This is a genomic window from Anaerosolibacter carboniphilus (assembly GCF_014205875.1).
GTDB classification, from domain to species: Bacteria; Bacillota; Clostridia; order Peptostreptococcales; family Thermotaleaceae; genus Anaerosolibacter; species Anaerosolibacter carboniphilus.
The window spans coordinates 1-19,050 of the sequence record NZ_JACHEN010000022.1 but is presented as its reverse complement, the minus strand read 5'-3'; the positions used below and the strand labels follow the sequence as shown (position 1 = coordinate 19,050).

The 19,050-nt window shown below is 37.2% G+C and carries 14 protein-coding genes; 3 read left to right on the top strand and 11 right to left on the bottom strand.

The genetic code is table 11. From position 1 onward, the window contains the following. Positions 1-482 precede the first annotated feature (482 nt). Both HNQ80_RS16545 and HNQ80_RS16540 read left to right on the top strand, forming a co-directional pair. On the top strand, positions 483-1,199 hold the full coding sequence (locus tag HNQ80_RS16545) for a response regulator transcription factor (protein ID WP_184311785.1): 717 nt from the start codon (positions 483-485) through the stop codon (positions 1,197-1,199). Next, on the top strand, positions 1,196-2,698 hold the full coding sequence (locus HNQ80_RS16540) for a sensor histidine kinase (protein ID WP_184311784.1): 1,503 nt from the start codon (positions 1,196-1,198) through the stop codon (positions 2,696-2,698). Before HNQ80_RS16545 ends, HNQ80_RS16540 begins: the two co-directional genes overlap by 4 nt. Positions 2,699-2,797: 99 nt before the next feature. On the opposite strand, the gene HNQ80_RS16535 is transcribed toward HNQ80_RS16540, so the two are convergent. Together HNQ80_RS16535 and HNQ80_RS16530 are read right to left on the bottom strand one after the other, a co-directional pair. Next, complete coding sequence (locus HNQ80_RS16535; RefSeq protein WP_184311783.1) at positions 2,798-4,030, bottom strand: MDR family MFS transporter; 1,233 nt, start codon at positions 4,028-4,030, stop codon at positions 2,798-2,800. Between the two features lie 328 nt (positions 4,031-4,358). After that, the gene (locus HNQ80_RS16530) at positions 4,359-4,559 is read right to left on the bottom strand and encodes a hypothetical protein (RefSeq protein WP_184311782.1); all 201 of its coding nucleotides are present in this window, start codon (positions 4,557-4,559) and stop codon (positions 4,359-4,361) included. A 361-nt stretch (positions 4,560-4,920) separates the two neighbouring features. Here HNQ80_RS16530 and HNQ80_RS16525 point away from each other — a divergent pair, with 361 nt between their 5' ends. After that, positions 4,921-5,133: a hypothetical protein gene (locus HNQ80_RS16525; protein ID WP_184311781.1), complete on the top strand. Its 213-nt coding sequence runs from the start codon at positions 4,921-4,923 to the stop codon at positions 5,131-5,133. 122 nt (positions 5,134-5,255) lie between these two features. Here HNQ80_RS16525 and HNQ80_RS26510 read toward each other — a convergent pair whose 3' ends face one another. From HNQ80_RS26510 to HNQ80_RS16480, 9 genes are all read right to left on the bottom strand, one after another. After that, positions 5,256-10,592 carry an S-layer homology domain-containing protein gene (locus HNQ80_RS26510; RefSeq protein ID WP_184311780.1) on the bottom strand — a complete coding sequence of 1,779 codons (5,337 nt, stop codon included), beginning with the start codon at positions 10,590-10,592 and terminating at the stop codon, positions 5,256-5,258. A gap of 336 nt (positions 10,593-10,928) precedes the next feature. Then, the gene (locus HNQ80_RS16515) at positions 10,929-12,146 is read right to left on the bottom strand and encodes an ammonium transporter (protein WP_184311779.1); all 1,218 of its coding nucleotides are present in this window, start codon (positions 12,144-12,146) and stop codon (positions 10,929-10,931) included. 163 nt (positions 12,147-12,309) lie between these two features. Continuing rightward, positions 12,310-13,656 carry a sigma-54-dependent transcriptional regulator gene (locus tag HNQ80_RS26010; RefSeq protein WP_184311778.1) on the bottom strand — a complete coding sequence of 449 codons (1,347 nt, stop codon included), beginning with the start codon at positions 13,654-13,656 and terminating at the stop codon, positions 12,310-12,312. 1 nt (position 13,657) lies between these two features. After that, positions 13,658-15,745, bottom strand: a complete 2,088-nt coding sequence (locus HNQ80_RS16505; RefSeq protein WP_184311777.1) for an ATP-binding protein — start codon at positions 15,743-15,745, stop codon at positions 13,658-13,660. 326 nt (positions 15,746-16,071) lie between these two features. Further along, positions 16,072-16,686, bottom strand: a complete 615-nt coding sequence (locus HNQ80_RS16500) for a class I SAM-dependent methyltransferase (protein ID WP_184311776.1) — start codon at positions 16,684-16,686, stop codon at positions 16,072-16,074. A 78-nt stretch (positions 16,687-16,764) separates the two neighbouring features. Then, positions 16,765-17,598: a prolipoprotein diacylglyceryl transferase gene (gene lgt / locus HNQ80_RS16495; RefSeq protein WP_184311775.1), complete on the bottom strand. Its 834-nt coding sequence runs from the start codon at positions 17,596-17,598 to the stop codon at positions 16,765-16,767. Positions 17,599-17,621: 23 nt separating this feature from the next. Then, positions 17,622-17,861, bottom strand: coding sequence for a double zinc ribbon domain-containing protein (locus tag HNQ80_RS26690; protein WP_408626321.1), 240 nt, complete (start codon positions 17,859-17,861; stop codon positions 17,622-17,624). Positions 17,862-17,872: 11 nt separating this feature from the next. After that, positions 17,873-18,163: a hypothetical protein gene (locus HNQ80_RS16485; protein WP_184311773.1), complete on the bottom strand. Its 291-nt coding sequence runs from the start codon at positions 18,161-18,163 to the stop codon at positions 17,873-17,875. Positions 18,164-18,475: 312 nt separating this feature from the next. After that, the gene (locus tag HNQ80_RS16480; RefSeq protein ID WP_207727056.1) at positions 18,476-18,793 is read right to left on the bottom strand and encodes a zinc ribbon domain-containing protein; all 318 of its coding nucleotides are present in this window, start codon (positions 18,791-18,793) and stop codon (positions 18,476-18,478) included. Positions 18,794-19,050: the final 257 nt, after the last annotated feature.

Sequence of the window (19,050 nt, the reverse complement as noted above, 5' to 3'; positions counted from 1 at the left end):
TTATTTAAATTATAATGATAGGGTTCTCGTTTCGTAAGGCGTATTTTTTATACACCCCCTATGTAATGCCCTCCTAGCAAATTTCACATGTTGTTATGGTTATTTTATTGTCATACAATCCTCAAGCTTGTTGAGATCAGTGCTCAGTGAATCATTCTAATCATATATCGATTATATTTTCTCCACCCTCCGTTTATCGTCTTTCCTTAAGAGAGAATCAGTCTTTGTTATAGGACGTATTTATATTAGTCGACAAGCAGTTTTAACTATGGTAAAGTAATGTTATATTACGAGCAGAAATTTTCTTTATATGGTTTCATAATGGATCTATTTCTTTTGGGTCGTTACATTATAAATGATCAGACATTCATACTCATAACAATATTGAGGCCAAATATATCTACCAATTGTTGCAGAACGAAGTAAAATCTGTAATTGAAACTTTAAGTAATCTAAAAAAAATTTACTTTGGAGTGATTATTTTGGCAGATACGAATACTAAAATTAAAGTTCTTGTAGTTGATGATATGGAGTCCTTTCGAGTAAGATTCAAAAATGCTTTGTCTAGCGACAAAAATATCGAGCTTATTGGATTGGCCAAGAATGGATACGAGGCAATCGTTCTCACAGCACTGCAAAAGCCCCATGTTATCATCATGGATGTAAGAATGGAAAATGACATATCCGGCATTGAAGCTTCGAAAGAAATCATCAAAATGCTGCCCGATACAAAAATCATCATTTCTTCAGTTATTGATGATGATGAGATCATCTTTAAAGCCTATCAAACTGGTGTAGCAGACTATATTATCAAGAAAAATGCGAAAACGAAAGATGTTTTAGATGCTGTCTATGCTGCGTATAATAATCAATCCCCCATTCGACCTGAAATAGCAGAACGACTTCGAAAAGAATTTCAGAAAATGCGTAATTATAAGGATAGTGTACTCATGACATTGTGTATTCTATCAAAATTAACCCCCGTTGAGGTAGATATTTTAATCTTACTAAGCGAAGGGTATTCTCGAGAGCAGATTTCCCAAACGAGGCACATCGCATTTTCTACAACGAAAACCCATATAAACAATATCCTTGGAAAGTTTAACAAAGAATCCTCTAAAGAACTGATCCAAATGCTAACAGAAACCAATATTATAGAAATGATTAAACAAACAAAGTCCGGGCAGGTAAGCCTATGATGTATGCAATCGTTTCCATAATCGTATTTGGAATCTTTATTATGGTGAAAGAAAAGGGGACCACAAGGTATTTTCTTTTCTTAATGATATTAGGTTGGGTGGCTTCCATTCTAGGCTTTACATCTTATCTGCTTTATCTTCAAAAAAGAGAATTATATCTTTTCATGTTCGCCAAAGTATTCAGTCCGACGCTTATCCTTTGGGGTAATCTTGACTTTTTACAAATGGATGTAATCTCAGCAATATCTCAAATGAGTTTTGGAACGTTATGCTTCATCTATGCATGTTTATGCTTTTCAATTTCTCTGACTAATTTAAACAGGTACGGTTATAAGCTCTATCTAGCCCTTGCAATTTTACCTGTACTAGAATTTATTATATATAATCCCTATACGTACTCAGCTTTTTATAACTGGTATTTTATGGGTAAAAGCCTTAGTTCACCGGATTTTCAAGTTTTGCTGAATTTGGAGCCCAAAATATATAATATTACACTTGCTATTAACTATATTTATCTTATCGTCTCAATCGTAATTATTATCTATTACTATATTAAAACGCCTGCAATGAAGTACTTTAACACCTACATTTTGACCATTCTTGTAGGATTTTCCACGAACATCATAACCTTTGCAACAGTATTCTGGTGGGCTCCAAAGAGGCTTATCAGTGTATCGGTCTTTACAGGCTATACTCACGTTTTACCGGTCTCCCTTTTTTGGGAAGGTAAAATTCTTTTTATTTTTCCCTATATCTCTTTTATTTCTTGTATCACGCTGCTTGCAGCATTATTTAAATACAATAATGATCATCTGATTATGAAACAAACCAGTCGCCTTATCGTGAAAGGATTTGATACCGCAGGTCTAGGCACTAGGATGATCTCCCACAACTTTAAAAACTATATCATGGCAACCATCCTCGATGCTGAATTTTTAAAGGAAAAGTATGAGGATGATCCTGAATCCCTGGAATACATTAATAGAATTTTAACTTTGAACCATGAATTTATGGAGAGTCTCAATTATCTTAATGATAAATTCAAAACACTGTCTCTTTATATACAACCTTTTGACTTAAAACTAGTACTTAAAAGCGCCCTCAAAAAACATAATCTCTCAGCAATAAAGATAGATATTCAGGAACCTCCAGAGGCCGTATTGACACTAATAGATCCTAATCAAATGACTGAAGTTTTATGTAATATTATCAAAAACGCAGTAGAAGCAATGCAATATACTGATAAAAATTTATCTATACAGCTGTTCATCCAAAAAAAATGGTCCATCATCACCATATCCGATTCTGGTTGCGGAATGAATTCCGAGCAGATAGACAGGTTGTTTATTCCCTTCTATAGTACAAAGTCAAGCATCAAAAATTGGGGAGTAGGACTTAACTATTGCTATAAAATCATCCATTCCCATAAGGGGAAAATCATTGTTAATAGCAAACCTGGTCTCGGTACATCTTTTAGAATATTGTTGCCTAGAGCATAAGACTTGAATTTTCCCAGTTTGATAATATTTTGAGATAAGAAAAGGCTGCTGGCTATATAGCCAGCAGCCTTTTCTTTTTATTTGGCTCGACCTTCATCTTCATTCACTAGTGCCATTCAATCGCTCTGAACGGTTTAATGAATAGATATGCAGCATAAGCATCAGTATCGATGCTGTCCCAGCTACGGCTGCAGTCAGGGGCCAAACAGCTCTGACTCCCATGATTCCCATATATCTACCCATCAGAGACGTTCCCAGGGCACTTCCTGAAGCCCAGCTTAATGCCCCGATAGAATTGAATCTACCACGGAAATTTTTCGGACTGTTATTGGCCATATAGACGCCATGATTCGTTACCACTAGAATTTCTCCAACGGTCCAAAGAATGGTAGAAATTGAAAATAGTGTAAAAGATTTGATCATGCCGATCATTCCAAACCCTATGGCATATAGCACACCTGCTATGATGATATTGACCAGAGGTTTAAGCCTCTTGGTGATACTAATAATAAACACCGTCATCACAATTACGGTAAATGCATTGATACTCATTAAATAACCGAAGGCTTCTGCCCCTTTATTCTGAAAGATATCATCCAACATTAATGGCAGTGAGAATCTGTGCTGGGTATAAGCAAAGGTATAGCCAATATCGATCACTAAAAATGCAAGAATCTGAGGCCTTTTCCAAAGAACCGTCAAAATATTGCCAGCTTCTTCGCTCTCTTCTGGGATGCTATGTGCCTCTTCCTTATGTATGGGATTCGTCTCCTTTATATTCATAAAAACAAGTCCCACAGCAATAAAAGATGTTAATGCATCTCCTATAAAAAGGAGAGATAAATAATTATTAAATAAAAATCCAGCTACAATAGGGCCTAAAGACACGCCTATATTTATGCCCTGGTAAATCAGTGAATATCCCAATTGTCTTTCTTCCGGAGGTAAGAGATCAGCAACAATAGCACTAATGGATGGTCTTACAGCCGCATTACAAAAGGTTGACAAAAATAATAGGATAACGATGATTCCTGGTTTCTGAACAAAAGCACAAGGTACGAGGAAGATCCCTGCCAATGTCTGGGCCATCAGGTAGGTCTTTCTCCTGCCGATTTGATCAGCAAGCTTTCCTCCCACCAATGATCCCGGAATGGCCAACAAAGAACTGATCATGGCAATAATACCAGCGGTTCCGTAGGAATACCCCAATTTTTTTGTTAAGTATAGCGTTAGAAACGGTAAAACGAAATCTCCAAACCGGTTGATCACTTGGGCGAAAAACAAGATATATATGCTTTTCGGCAGTCCCCTATAGGTTTTAAAAGGATTCATGGTATACTCCCCCTTTCGTTAGATAAGAACAAAAAAACTGAAGGACATAGCTCATATCATTGAGACTCGTCCTCCAGGCTTTTTTCCTAGAAGTGTAGCTGTTAGCCTGCATCGCTCGGACCTGATCCTGTCAAGTAGTCGGAACCCTAGATGCACTCTCAAAATAATTTTTTATATATAACTTTAATTATCTACTATTGTATGGAAATCCCCTAAAAGTGTCAATCTTTTTCATCAAAATTTGAAAATCCAATGAAAAATTCATATTCTATTTACTTTGCATCATCAAACTTTTGTATTCCCCTATTTATACGAATACGAACACCCTTCAATTCTCAACAACCTCAAATTTCACATATTCTTCTGGATCGTCGGATCCAAATTCACTATTTAGTTGCATTTCGATATTTTTCTTTATTTTATCTTGAAATTGTTTTTCTCCCAAGGTCGCAATAGATTGATTGATGCTTTCGATACTCAATCGATCCTCTACACGCAGTTGCATTTTTATATAGAACGTCCATTCCATATCCATTCCTCCCCTTCGAAATTAAAATTCTTATCAATAAGTAAGTTTTTCAGAATGAACTCAGTTTATACCAGTAAACTCGCCAACTTTTATCGTAAAATTATTATTTCATAGATGTCTTTATTCGTTAGTAGCCATATGCTATTCCTATGCATTCCTCCTTTTCATAGCTGCTACCTGAACATCTCAGGTAGCCTTATTTTATTAAGATGAATTGTCCAAGGCATTCCTTTTATTAGCAAATATCACTTCAAATTGCCTATGCCATAATCATTCTATTGTTTAATTCGTTTTGGTATATTATAATGGTGATTGTTCTTGAAAAAACATCATTATTCAAAGCAAAAGGAGAACCGCAAATATGTCTAATTCAGAAAATAAATCGCAAGATACAAAAAATGCTGAGAAAAAAAAGATAAGTTTGCAAGATGCCATGAAGCAAATGCTTGCAAATAAAAAACAAGGAAAATCAACGAATAAATTTGGCTCCGATTCTGGCAATACTAGCACAATGAAGCAAAGCCAAGTAACAAGAAAACCAAATACTCAGAACAGACGGACAGGTGGCGCATAAACGTTCGATGCCTGATACTGTTATCTCCCAGCTCTCCCTTGTTGGAATACCGAGGGAGAGCTGCTTTCTTATAGAAAAATAACAGCTTCAACGTATTCGTTGAAGCTGTTATTTTCAATTTATTAGAAAGAAATAAATTTTAAGGCCTCCAGTACATTCTTAATGACAACCGCTGCCTCCGCTCTTTTGGAAGTATTTTTCGGTCTAAAGCTTCCATCTGTATATCCATTAAGGAGCTTTGTTTGAGAAGCATATTGAATCGCTTCCCTTGTCCAACTGCTCATTTGGCTTTCATCAATAAATGGATTATACTGTGCCGGATTATTTTTCACCTCACTTTTCGAGGTGTCTTTACTTTTTGCTAAAGCATCCGATACAGCCTTCATGGCAGCCTTACTGGATATAGTCGCTCCTGTATAGACATCTACCTCAGTAGATTGGGCATGGATTATTTTTTCAATAGTCTTCTCTACACCCACACTGCCAATATTCGGTGTTTCATTCATTTCTAATGCATCAATTTTTTGAATCTCACCACTTTTAACCTGAACCTTTAAACGAAGCGGTGTTCCATAGGCCCCTGTTGCAGTTCCCTCATATGCTCCATCAGTCCATTTCACTTGCGTCACTCCCGGGAGAATTTCAAGTTTCTCCAGCCCCTTTACCAACTCAATTGCCCGCGTGGCCATCACAGCCATTTCTTCTCTCGTAATGAGTTTTTCCGGCCTAAAGGTTCCGTCTTCATATCCACTGGTGATTCCAAAGGAAGTTGCAGTATAAACATAGTTTTCATACCAGCTGCCTGGCACCACATCTGAAAATCTATTCATTGGTTCTTCGATCAGCTTTAATCCTAGTCCCTTGACCAGCATTGTTGTAAACTGCGCCCTTGTCAAAAAACCTTCGGGCTCGAAAGCGTCACCCAATCCATTAAGAATCATTTTTGAAGCAAGCAGTTCAACGACTTCCTGACTCCAGTGATTCTTAATGTCTCCAAAAGTCTTATTATATCCTACAACACTATATATGCTGTTTGAATTTCTTTTGATAGTAGCGATCGTTTTTCCGTCTTCTATCCTAAAGATTGTAGGTACTGGTTTCCAACTACCATTTTCAAATACGACACCATTACTCTTCTTAAAATCAATGATTGAATCGATTATAATACTTCTTTCAATAAACTGTTTCCCAAAATCCGAAATCACAGTTGTGCCTTTTTCAAACTGTGCCTTCAGTATATATTCCCACGGCTGTGCCAGTAGCTGATAATCTCCTATCATGGCATCTGTAGCATCTACCTTCTTCACAATCAAAGTCATATCTGACAATACACCCAGTTCTTTTGACATTTCATCCAAAGCAGCTAATTGTAAAGGAAGGATATAATTTCCACCAGGATATGTAATGATCAGTGAAGCTTCTTTATTCCTCATTTCCTGATAGGCTGCCCTATCAATCTTAAGCTCTATTTCTGGGAAGTCTCCAGAAATAACTACTTCGATAACCGCATTGTTACTATTTCCCTCAAATGCTTTTCTAATATGATCTTGTGTAAGCGTTACAACAGCTTTTCCGGAAGAATCTTTCACAATGTCTTTTTCTGTCAGGGTAATTTTTCCCGCACCTTTATTATCGGTTTCTCCTGTGCCTCCTGTATTTCTCCCTGAAGGAGTAGCTCCTGATGTGCCATCCGTTTCATCTCTATCATCTGAAGGTGTGGCTCCCGATGTACCGTCTGTTTCATCTCCATCATCTGAAGGTGTGGCTCCCGATGTACCATCTGGAGGCGTATCTACCTGAAGTAAATCCTTGATTTTTACTAGACCGTACTTATGGGCAGCAACAAAATATCCGTCTGCATAATCCATACTCTTCGGATCTTCTCCTGAAATAGCAGTGGGTTTGTTTCCCATGGCTTTTAAAACCCCGCCCTGTAGATAATACATAACTAAATTTTTAGCAGCTAGATAAATTCGCTCTCCGACTGCCATGATTTTTCTACCTTCACCGCTGAAGCCAGGAACTTGTGTCCAGCCACTGGTATCATTGACATTAGTTGTCCACATTCCATTTTTACCCGTCATATAAAGGGTATTACCATCTTTGTAAATATCCCAAACATCTTTTCCCTCAGAGGATAATCCATCTTTCTTATACGGAATCCAACTAATGCTATCGGCAGAAGTAAGGAGTCCCTGCTTTTTAGTACCTATATACCATGACCCATTGATTGTATAGATTTTACGCACATCATATTCACTATCTTTTTCTGGATTTTTAGGAAGATCATTATTGAATAGCATCCAGTTACTTCCTCCATCTATTGAACGATACAATCCATATTTACCTACACAGATATACATTTCATTTTCAGATAGAACCAATAGGGATTCCACCTTTTCTGCTCCTATCCCATATGGTTCGATAGGATTACTCCATGTTTCTCCCCCATCATGACTAACTGTGAAGATGGCGCCTTCTTTTCGTCCTATTAAGTAGATGCTGTCCGTGCCAGGCACGCGATAGCCGCTTTCTATTTCATTGACATTTTGCAGTTTTACTTCGAAATTCCCGTTTTCACTGCGCAATCTAATCGTAGATTTCTTACTGTCTTTATCTTTGCTGACATACAGATATTTTCCTTTTACGGCAAAGACCAAAGTACCTTCTTGTCCATCTGGTGTAAGGTCTTGCCATTCATCCCCTGGAACACTGACAAAGGAGGTTTCCCTTAAAGCATTAGCAACTGCTTTAATAATTCCGGCACTGGTTAGCGTAGCTCCAGTAACAGTATCTACCTCAACCTTCTGTTCATTGATAATTTTTTGAGGAATCAATGTCAATACATTGGCAACATCACTACGTTCTATAGACTCACTGTGCTCTAATAGTTTGATGGAAACGATTTGATTTCCACTGATAATTACTTCAACCCGAATGACTCCATTTCTTCCGTTGCCAATCCCTTCATATATTCCATCTTGATCTCCACCTACTCCTTTTTTAGGAACTACCACTTGAATTGGCTGCGTAAGAGCTTTGGTTCCATCATGGGTATTGATGACTTTCAGTACGAGGGTAACCACCGTCTCAGCCTCCGGCGGCGCAATAGTTCCATTGAGGTTAATCACCTCAGGATTACTGGAAGAATCAATCGTAAGAGTAAAACCTTGTGGTACAGTTGGTAGTACCAACGTGGTTGCATTCATATACGGAGCTTGGATGTTGGTAATAGTGTCTGCTATACCAGTAGCTGTTAACTCCATATACCCATCCGCGATTTTCAACAGCCCCTTCTTGTGGGCAACAACAAAATATTGCCCATCATGATCCATATACTTCAGTTCCTCCACGCTCAAACCCGAAGGCTTGTTGTTGAAAGGTCTAAAAGTTCCAAAGGAATCATAATAGTACAGGTTTTTACCTTCCTTTGCTGTAGCATAGATTCGACCAGATACTTTCTTCATATTTTTCACTTCATCGTTCAAACCACTGATCTTGCTCCATCCCTGGGTCTGATCAGATAAGTCCGTCTGATACACACCATCCTTGGTGCCGATGTATACAATATTACTTTGAAAAGATACATCAAATACTTCTCTTGCCTTTTCTGTGGTTAAACCTTGATTATTCTTCAACGTGCTCCAGTTGAGACCATCAGCGGATTCATATAATCCCTGCTTTTTAGTCGCCACATAAAGCTTTCCATCGTATTTCCATAAGGCCCTAGCATCATAATCACTTTTCCCTGGCTCAGGTGGAAGATTACCATTTCTCGATTGCCATGTTTCTCCCCCATCAGCAGAGTAGTACAATCCTTTCTTTTCCACCACTAGATATATATTTTGATTCTCTACATGAAGTGCTTCAATTTTGCTTCCACTTACGCCTAAAGGCAGTGTTCTGCCGTTTTGAAGAAGGTCCACCCAAGACTCTCCTCCATCGCTGCTCTTGTAAAAAGCTTGTCCTATTTTACTGCTTATCATATGCACTTCGTTGCTGGATCTATACGCAGCATCAATTTCAGGAATATTCACGAACTTGTCGGCCCATATTCCTTCCAAATTTCTTAAGCTGACAGTTGATTTTTCATCTTTTTTTCTGATCAGCAAATATTTATTCCCAATGGCAAAAACATGGCTACCATCCATCTGATCAGGCCCGATTTCCTGCCAAGCATCAGGATTTAGGGAAGCTTCAAATTGCGCCAATGCTGAATTCAAGCCGATTATCGCCTGATCAATTTCTTCTTGGGTAGTAGCATTATCCCTAACATCAGCAGCTGCATCAATAGCTGCCAGCAGCAGTGCCTTTGATCCTGGTCGATACTGCCCTGCCCCAGACCCTTCTACCGCAACATTGTATTTTGACTGGATAGTATTAATCAGGGATGTGATGGCCCCTTTATTGACTACCCCTTCTGTTTCTTCATTCTCTTCATCAGAAAACGGGTTCAAGACTTTAAGGATTCCCTTTTTATGGGCGACGATAAAATGCGGTTCATCGTAGTCAATATATCTAAGTTCATCTATCGTAACGCCAGAAGAAGGCTTCGTAAAGGCCACAAGCTTTTCTTGCTCCGAATCGTAATAATACAGATTTTTTGCATTCTTTGCCATGGCATAAATTCGATCAGCTACTTGGAATAAATCTTTCACTTCATCATTGAGCCCTGCAATTTTGCTCCAGCCCTGGGCTGAATCCGAAAGCTTCGTTTGATATACGCCATTTTTCGTACCAATGAACATATCATCTCCCATGAATACCGCATCAAATACTTCTTTTCCATCACCGCTGAGTCCATCTCCTCCCTTCAAAGAGACCCAGTTTTCCTCATAAACAGCTTCATATACTGCTTGTTTTTTCGTGCCTGCATAAAGACTATCATTATATTCCCAGATAGCCCGGACATCATAATCAGTTTTTCCAGGCTCAGGTGGTAGATTGCCATTCTTTATCTGCCAAGTGGTTCCCCCATTATCGGAATAATAGAGTCCCTTCTTTTCTACTGCAAAATAAATCTCATCATCATCTACGTAGATCCCTTCCACTTTATTACTGCCGCTAATTCCTGAAGGAAACTTACCGCTTAGATTACTCCAGCTCTGACCTCCATCTGTACTCTTGTAGAAAGAAGTTCCATTTTTACTGCCTACCAAATATACGTCACCACTTTCCGTACGAAAAGCAGCTTCAATTTCATTAACATTATCCAGCATTACTTGCCAGGATGTTCCATTTCCTACATATACCGTAGATTTTTTATCGTTTTTCCGAACGCCTATGTATTGATTTTCAACGACAAACACATGGGTAAACTCTCCTGCGTTAGGCCCTATCTCCTCCCATTGATTTTCACTTGCTGCAAATGTTTCATGCACTGGAATAACTAAGAATAAGTTCATTAAAATCACCAACGACAGCATGAAACATATTTTTCTTTGATAAACTATTTTCACCAACACTCCTCCTTTTATTGATAATGATTTTCATTATTAATCTTTATCAATATAGCATGCCCTCTTTCCTATTGTCAATTCTTTTATGATAAATTTTCTCATTCACTTTCAACCTTTTAAATTTTATATAAACAGTGTTATAATGTTTACACATAACTTTTTTTGTTCTATATCTCTTTTCTGCATAAAAAATGTGGACAAAGGCAGCGTGAAATCTGCTCATTATCCACATTTTTCTCAAATTTTTATTTTCTTTTTTTGTATAAATTTATTTTTTAGAATCAACCGTACAGTATACTTCGCATCTACCATAATAAATAATAATTATCCCATCACTTAATCAATGTAATAAGCATGTTCTCCATGAAGTTCTATATCTAATCCAAAATTCTGAACTTCGTCTGTCACACGTACTGGTGTCATATAGTTTATCAATTTTAGCAACGCATAAGAGATTACGAAAGCATAAGCTGCTGTAAAAATAACTGCACCTATTTCAACTAAGAAAAATTGAGTACCTCCATAAATTAGTCCGTCCGCACCAGCACTATTAACAGCAGTGCTACCGAAAATACCTAAACAAATAACACCTAAAATACCACCTACACCATGTACCCCCCATACATCAAGGGCATCATCCCATTGGAGTTTATTTTTTAGTTTAACTGCTAGATAACATACCACACCTGCAATAATACCGATGAGCGCTGCAGTATGTGTACTCACAAAGCCTGCTGCAGGTGTAATCGTCGCCAAGCCTGCCACCGCACCTGTTAACAGCCCAATAAATTTAGGCTTACCTGTTTCTTTCCATTCAATAATCAACCATACAATTGCTGCGAAAGAGGCCGCAATATCTGTATTTAAAAATGCCAATGCTGTGATGCTGTCTACGCGAAGCTGACTCCCGGCATTGAATCCATACCAACCAAACCACAACAAAGCTGTTCCTGTTGCAATGAGCGGAATGTTATGGGGTTCACTCGGCTTAGTACATCGTTTTCCAACGAAGAAGACAGAAGCTAATGCCGCCATTCCAGCAGTTACATGAACAACAATGCCGCCAGCAAAATCAAGAACACCCCATTGAGCCAAAATGCCACCACCCCAAACCATATGGGTAAATGGGAAATACACTAGCATTAGCCAAGCAATTTGAAATATCATATACGCCTTAAAGGTTACACGGTCTGCAAAAGCGCCTGTAATCAATGCGGGTGTGATGACTGCAAACATCATCTGATAAGCAATAAACACGATTAATGGAATATTGTTTGTAGGAGATAAAGCATCTGTAATAGACACACCCTTCAAAAACATCATATCTAAATTTCCAATAATCCCACCAATATCTCCACTAAAGCTTAGAGAATAACCAACCGTGTACCAAAGGATTGTCGTAATCCCTAATGACACAAAACTTTGCATCATGATTGTGATAACGTTTTTTCTGCCTACAAGACCACCATAAAAAAATGCCAATCCTGGTGTCATAAGCATAACCAAGCTTGTAGCAATTAACATAAATGCGGTACTGCCAGTATCAAAACCCATATTATAATTCCTCCTTTATGTTTTTATATGATGCATTATCAAATTAAGCAAAGAATGTGCCAAAAAAAGAAGTAGGTTTCTACCTACTTTAGCGCATAATTGCTTGCAAATGAATGGGACAAAGTTGTCACACTGTGACAGCTTTGTCCCATTTAATATTGAATTAAACCATCCGATTATCGTCAATGCCGTATTTGTGAATTTTACGATACAAGGATCTTCTCGAAATGCCAAGTTTTTCTGCAGCTCTTGTCATATTGCCTTGCGATTCAAGAATCGCATTACGAATAATACGTTCTTCTACTTCATCCTTATGGACATCCAGGCTATTCGTTTTCCCATTGTCTATTCCTGTGCGAATATATTCTGGTAAATCAGATAGCTCAATAATAGGTTCCTCACTAATTACAATAATCCTTTCAACAATATTTTCTAACTCACGAACATTGCCAGGCCAAGGATAATTGAGCAAAGCTTCTAATGCCTCATCAGATAATTTTTTTATAGGGGTTTTATTATTCTTACTAGCTATCCTTATAAAGGTATTCAATAATTCTTGGATATCTTCCTTTCTTTCCCTCAATGGCGCTACTTCAATAGGTATTACATTCAATCTATAATACAAATCTTCTCTAAACTTCTTTTCTTTCACAAGGGCTTTCAGATCTTTATTGGTTGCTGTAATCACACGAAGATCTAAAGGTAAAGTCTTTGTGCCTCCCAGACGTTCAAACTCTTTTTGCTGAATCACTCTCAAAAGTTTTAGCTGAATGACCGGTGAGATGTCACCTATCTCATCTAAAAAAATAGTTCCGCCATTGGCAAGTTCAAAACGTCCAAGTTTACGGGCAAATGCTCCTGTAAAGGCACCTTTTTCATAGCCGAATAGTTCACTTTCCAAGAGGGTCTCAGGAAGCGCAGAACAGTTCACTGTAATAAAGGGGTGCTCCCTACGGTCACTTAATTCGTGGATTGCTTTCGCCACCAGCTCTTTCCCCACGCCCGTTTCACCATATATGTTTACAGTCGCCGTACTGCTTGCAACTTTTTCAATAAGCTTTTTCAAACTTTTCATAGATGGACTGTTGGCAACTAAAATTTCATCACTTTTGAGTTTATGAACATCATATTCTGAATGATGCCCTACTAATAATGCTGCTTTTTCAACTGCCTCCAGTACTTCATCAATATCAAAAGGCTTGCGAATATAGTCCCTTGCGCCCATCCTTATTGCATCAATAGCTGTATCTAAGTTTGCAAAAGCGGTCATCACAAGGACTTCAATATAAGGATCACAAGCTTTAATTTCTTTTAAAAGAGAAATACCATCAAGTCCAGGCATACGTATATCGGTTATCACAATATCAATATGCTGAGTTTTAACGATGTTCAGTGCTGTTTCTCCATTATTTACAACATAGGTCTTATAGCCATTCCTCTCAAAAATTCGATCTAATAACTGCGCTAGATTTTCTTCATCTTCAGCAATTAAAATTGTTATGCCCCTCACATTAAAGTTCTCCCTTCATTGGTAATTTAATCAATACCCTTGTGCCTTTACTCAGTGTATTGTCTATTTCGAGGACGCCTTTATGATTTTCAACAATTCGAGTAGAAATGGATAAACCCAGTCCTGATCCTTTTTCCCTGGTGGTATAAAAAGGAGTAAAAATCTTATCCATCATTTCTTCTTTGATTCCATCTCCTTGATCAATGACTTCAATAATAAAAAATGATTTTTCTTCAAGTCGATTGGTTCTTACAAGGATTTCGTCTCCTTGAGAAGAAGCTTGAATCCCATTGATTAAAATATTAATGAGCACTTGTTTCATCTGCTCGTAATCTATCAGCAACTTATCATTCTTACATCTGATAAAACGCACTTTTACTTGTTTTTCCATAAATTCGTTGCGTATGAGTTTAATCGTCTCATCAATTAAATCACCCATAGAAACCCAGGTTTTCACTGGTTGATTTGGTCGTGCAAAAGCCATAAATCGCTCGATGATTCTATCTAATCTTTCCACTTCATTGAGCACAATGGTTAAATCTTTATAGCTCTGATGATTTTCATCCAATTCCATCCGCGCAATCTGGGCATACCCTTTGATCGATGCCAATGGATTTCGAATTTCATGGGCAACGCCTGCTGACAATTCACCAAGTTCCGATAATCGTTTTGCTCTAAAAATGCGCTCTTGAAACCGTTTCTTTTCTTCCAAATGGTTAATTATTACAGTCATCCCTATCAGAACTCCATCTGGATCTGTCTGCCTAAGGGTATTGAAGATGATGGGGGTACATCCATCTTGACCATCTGAAATATAGCAAATTTCTCCACTATATTTAATGTCATTCATCAAACTGTTTTTGAGAATCTTAAAAAAATCTCCAAGCCCTGGCACTTCAGTATCATAAACGGATATATAGCTTTGATTCTCATTATTCAATTTCAAAATCTGCCCTGCCGATCGATTAATGGATGTGATCTCACCTTTTGCATCTATTGTCAAAATACCGTTTGGAATACTTTCAAAGATCTCTTTGATATTCTCATTGATTTCATCCATGTACGCAGCTTCTCCTGTCTTCTCCAAAACCATCTGCATCATAAAATTCAATTGTTCAAGCAGAATATCAAAAGAAAAAGTTAAATTCTTTATTTCATCTCTCGTTTGATTTTTCATATTATATCTCTTATTGTTCTTCATCAATTGATTCATTTTATCCATCAAATTTCTTATAGGTTCAGTGATCAGTTTAGAAATAATGATTGATAAAAAAGAAAACAGAATAAAAATTACAAACAATACCAGCAAAAGATACTTGGTAAAATCATCTATTACCTTGTATGCTTCCCCTTCTTCTTGTAGAATTTTCACACGCCATTGTGCTTTATGTGATTGAAAATCTTGAACAGGCGTGTTAACTGAAATATATTTGATCCCGCGATCTGTTATTTCTGTCATCTTTTCATTTTGATCTACATTAACGCTGGAATCTACTATCTCTAGTTGGGCATAGCCAGTCTCTCCAATCGCTACATTGTCTATAATATCTTCAATCGAATGAAAATTCATGGCCTCTACAACAGCACCAATATGAATCCCATCTTCATTGATCAATGGTCTAGAAAAAAATATTAAACTTTCACCATTGTCTTGCTTAAATATATCTGATATATAGAACTTTGTACCTGTAAAATTCTCTTGTATCTCTTTAATATCTGGCACATTACCAGTAGACAGCATTACATTGCCTTCCAAGTCAATGACAAAGATACTATCATAGGCCTTATAAGCGCTCATCACATTTTCTAAGAAGTGGCGCCGCGTACTATCTTGTACTTCAGCCATTGTTAGAATTTTTGATTCTGATAGAACGTTGATATCTGCTGAACGCTCAAATAGAAACCGCTCGATTTTATTGGCAGTTTCAACGGCAATCGTGGTCATTTCTTTTTCTTTTGACGCCTTAAAGGTCTCAATGCTATTTGTATAGAATGTCACGCCCAAAATGAATAAAATGAACAAAGTCATTGTCACAAAAATAAATGTGATTTTCACTTGTAGTGATGTATTTCTTATTTTTTTTAGCAAGATATCACCTTCAGTCCTGCCGATGTTTATCTTCTATGACCGATAACCGATAAATCCACCTGGCATTGTTTTGATATATTCCTCTGCGTCACAAATGTCTAATATAATAATGCCATTCTTTATAGGGGCTACAATCAACCAATATTCTTAATCTTTATTGTATTACGATGCCCCTAATATAGCAAATGATATCTTGTCCACTGTCCCCCTAATCATCCGTAAAAAATAAATTCAGGTCTTGCAGGGAAGTTCATACCTACGGTTATAATACAGTAGAGCAAATATAATAAAGCACCTACAGATTATCTGTAGATGCCCTCGATAAATCAAAATAAGATTTGTATTTTCTTTACAATATCACTAGAGAGATTACTAACCTCAACCTTGGTAAAACCAGCTTTGTACACATTCTCCACAGTGCGCCTATTGATATTTGCACCATAAAGGTTTACAACCAGTGGATTGAATAGATCCATCACCAACCCTAATACCGCGCTTTCACTTCTTACATGCTCGATCATGATGATTTTTCCGTTTGGTTTACATACCCGTCCCATCTCTTTCAGCCCTTTTATCGGATCAGGTACAGAACAAAAAACACAAGTTGTGAATATGGTATCAAAGGTCTGGTCTGGAAATTCTAACTTTTGTACATCCATGTGTCGGAGATTTACTTTCTTTCCAAGTCTTTCTGCTTTATCCTTTGCTTTGGCCAACATCTTCTCACTAAAATCAATGGCTGTTATATCTAATCCTTCAGGATAGTATTCTATGTTTTTTCCTGTACCAACCCCTACTTCGAGTACTTTCCCACTTAACTCCTTCATTACTTCCAAACGCCATTTTTTAAGTGCCATTAATTCCATAGGACTTTCAAAAATATCATATATAGCTGATACCCTATCATATCTTCTTCTTATTTTCTCCGTATGGTCATCCATTTTCGTCACTCCCTTTGAACAATATAAGTCAATTAGCTATTAATAGCTTATCCCATTCCGTCATCAAATCTGTTGTTCTTATGAATGAATGTTGTAATATATCCATGTGCCTATCAAGCCAATAGCAGCAATGAATACATATTCCAAAATTGAAACATTGGCTTCACTGCCTACTAAATCCTTCTGAAAATCTGATTGCTTACGCTTGATAATTCTTCCAATAAATAGCGCCAAAACAATGATAACAAAGCTCGTCATATGCGCTATTGAAAAAGGTTGAATTACGATAGGGTTACTTCTAAAAAATTCAACGATAGCCCTATTTATTGAAAATCCTATAATATATTTGATAAATAATTCTCCGTTGTATTTTATCCTGGTTCGCCCTCTCCAAAGATAGGCAAATAATATTAGATCTAAAAACATTTCATATAACTGTGCAGGGTGCAATAATTGATTGCCAACTTTCACTGCCCATGGATAGATATTTTTCATCGGAACCCCAAATACATCGCAACCTATTCTCCCAATGGCCTGTCCAATGATAATCCCTGGCGCAAAAGTATCCGCAGCTTTTAAAAATGAAATATTGTTTTTCTTCGTATACCATAGAGCATATAAAATACCCGATATTAGCGCCCCTTGTATGGACAAGCCTCCACTGCGGAAATGAAATATTTCTATAGGATTTTGAAGGTAATGGTCAAAATTAAAGGCCAAAATATAGTATATTCTTGCCCCAACAACAGCAGCGATCATGGTATATAGAGCTAAATCTAGCATTTTACTGCTATCCATCCCTTTTCTTCTGGCTTCTTTCATCATAACCCATAATCCAGCTAGCATACCGAAAGCAATTGCTACACCAAATACATATATTCCAAGATTTCCAACCCTAAATAATTCTTTCACTTTTTTTCCTCCTCAATCCAGTATTACAAATCAGCCCTCTTCGTATTACAATAAGGACAGCTTCTCCAAGCAATATTTATTAATTTGTTACAGCCTTCGCACTTTTCTTTAAGTGCTACTTTGCATTTTGGGCAGTATACAAAATCGTCTTTTATTAAATGTCCACAATTATAGCACTTCGCACGTGCATTTTCTGTTTCGCATGTGCATTTATTTGAGTTTTCAGAATAGATAAGATAAATGATTAAGGCGAATATTATCATTCCTACCAATATCATCGCAGATCATCACCCCTTCTTTCTAAGCCACAATAAGGACACATAACCCAATCTTCCTCCATTTCTGCTGCACACCCTAAACACAACGTTTTGTACATCATGGACCGCTTGAAGTCTAGCAATACAGATCCTAGTATCATTATTCCAATTATGATTCCAACGGTTCGCAGTGCAAGCATCCCTGAACCACAAACACCATTTTGCAGCGGATGATACATAGTCCCAATGTATAGAATCAACGCAACGAGTACTAAACAAATGATAGAGATACTGATTTTCTTTTTCATATCTCCCACCTCTTTCTAATGTCCTTATAAATACTGCATCTATCACCAACTGATTTTTACATATATCGTTTAATTGCAACAATCATGCCAAAAATGACAAAAGAATGGAGATCATTCGTTATCGACACTCCATCCTAACATCCTGGAAACATTCTGTATTCTAGCACTGCAAACCATTGATCCCTTTTATTGCTGTAGCTTTGCTTTCATATCATGTGGAATTGAGTTTTCATGTGCTCCATATGATACACCATATGTTGCATTTCAAACAAAAAGCTATCCTTTTTTCCAGGATAGCTTTTCTACATTATCTTATTGTCCGAGTAGTTCTTTTAGCCACTGGTTTCCATGTTCAAATACCAGTCTCTGCTTTCTGCCCTTTTTTACTTCGGTTTTACAAAACGGGCAAAATCTCCAATTTGCTTTTATCTCTTTAGAACAGCAATTACATCGCTGCATTTCTACTTTTGTTGTACAATGGGGACAGAAATGCCACTCATCTTTCATGGGTCTTCCACATCCTTTACAGGATGCTATATGAATAACTTTAAGTTCCCTACTATTTTCCACAAGAACCACCTCATCATTCGTTTTATTATCTATTTTCATAATAAAGGATGGTTTTCTCATTTGTCAAAAACTAAGATTATCGAAAAACCACTAGTTTTATAAGTATATAAGAAGTTTTGTCGAACCCTAGTATTTTCAACATTTTTTATTGATTCGACCTATTTTAAGATATATAATTATGCTATCAGACAGGGGGATACAGCACTCTACAATAATTTTTTTCAAGGGGGATACATATGAGGAATAATTTGTTAACTGTTGGAGCAGATTTGGGAAATGACGCTTTCAAAATTATAGGTCCTACCAAAAGGGAATTG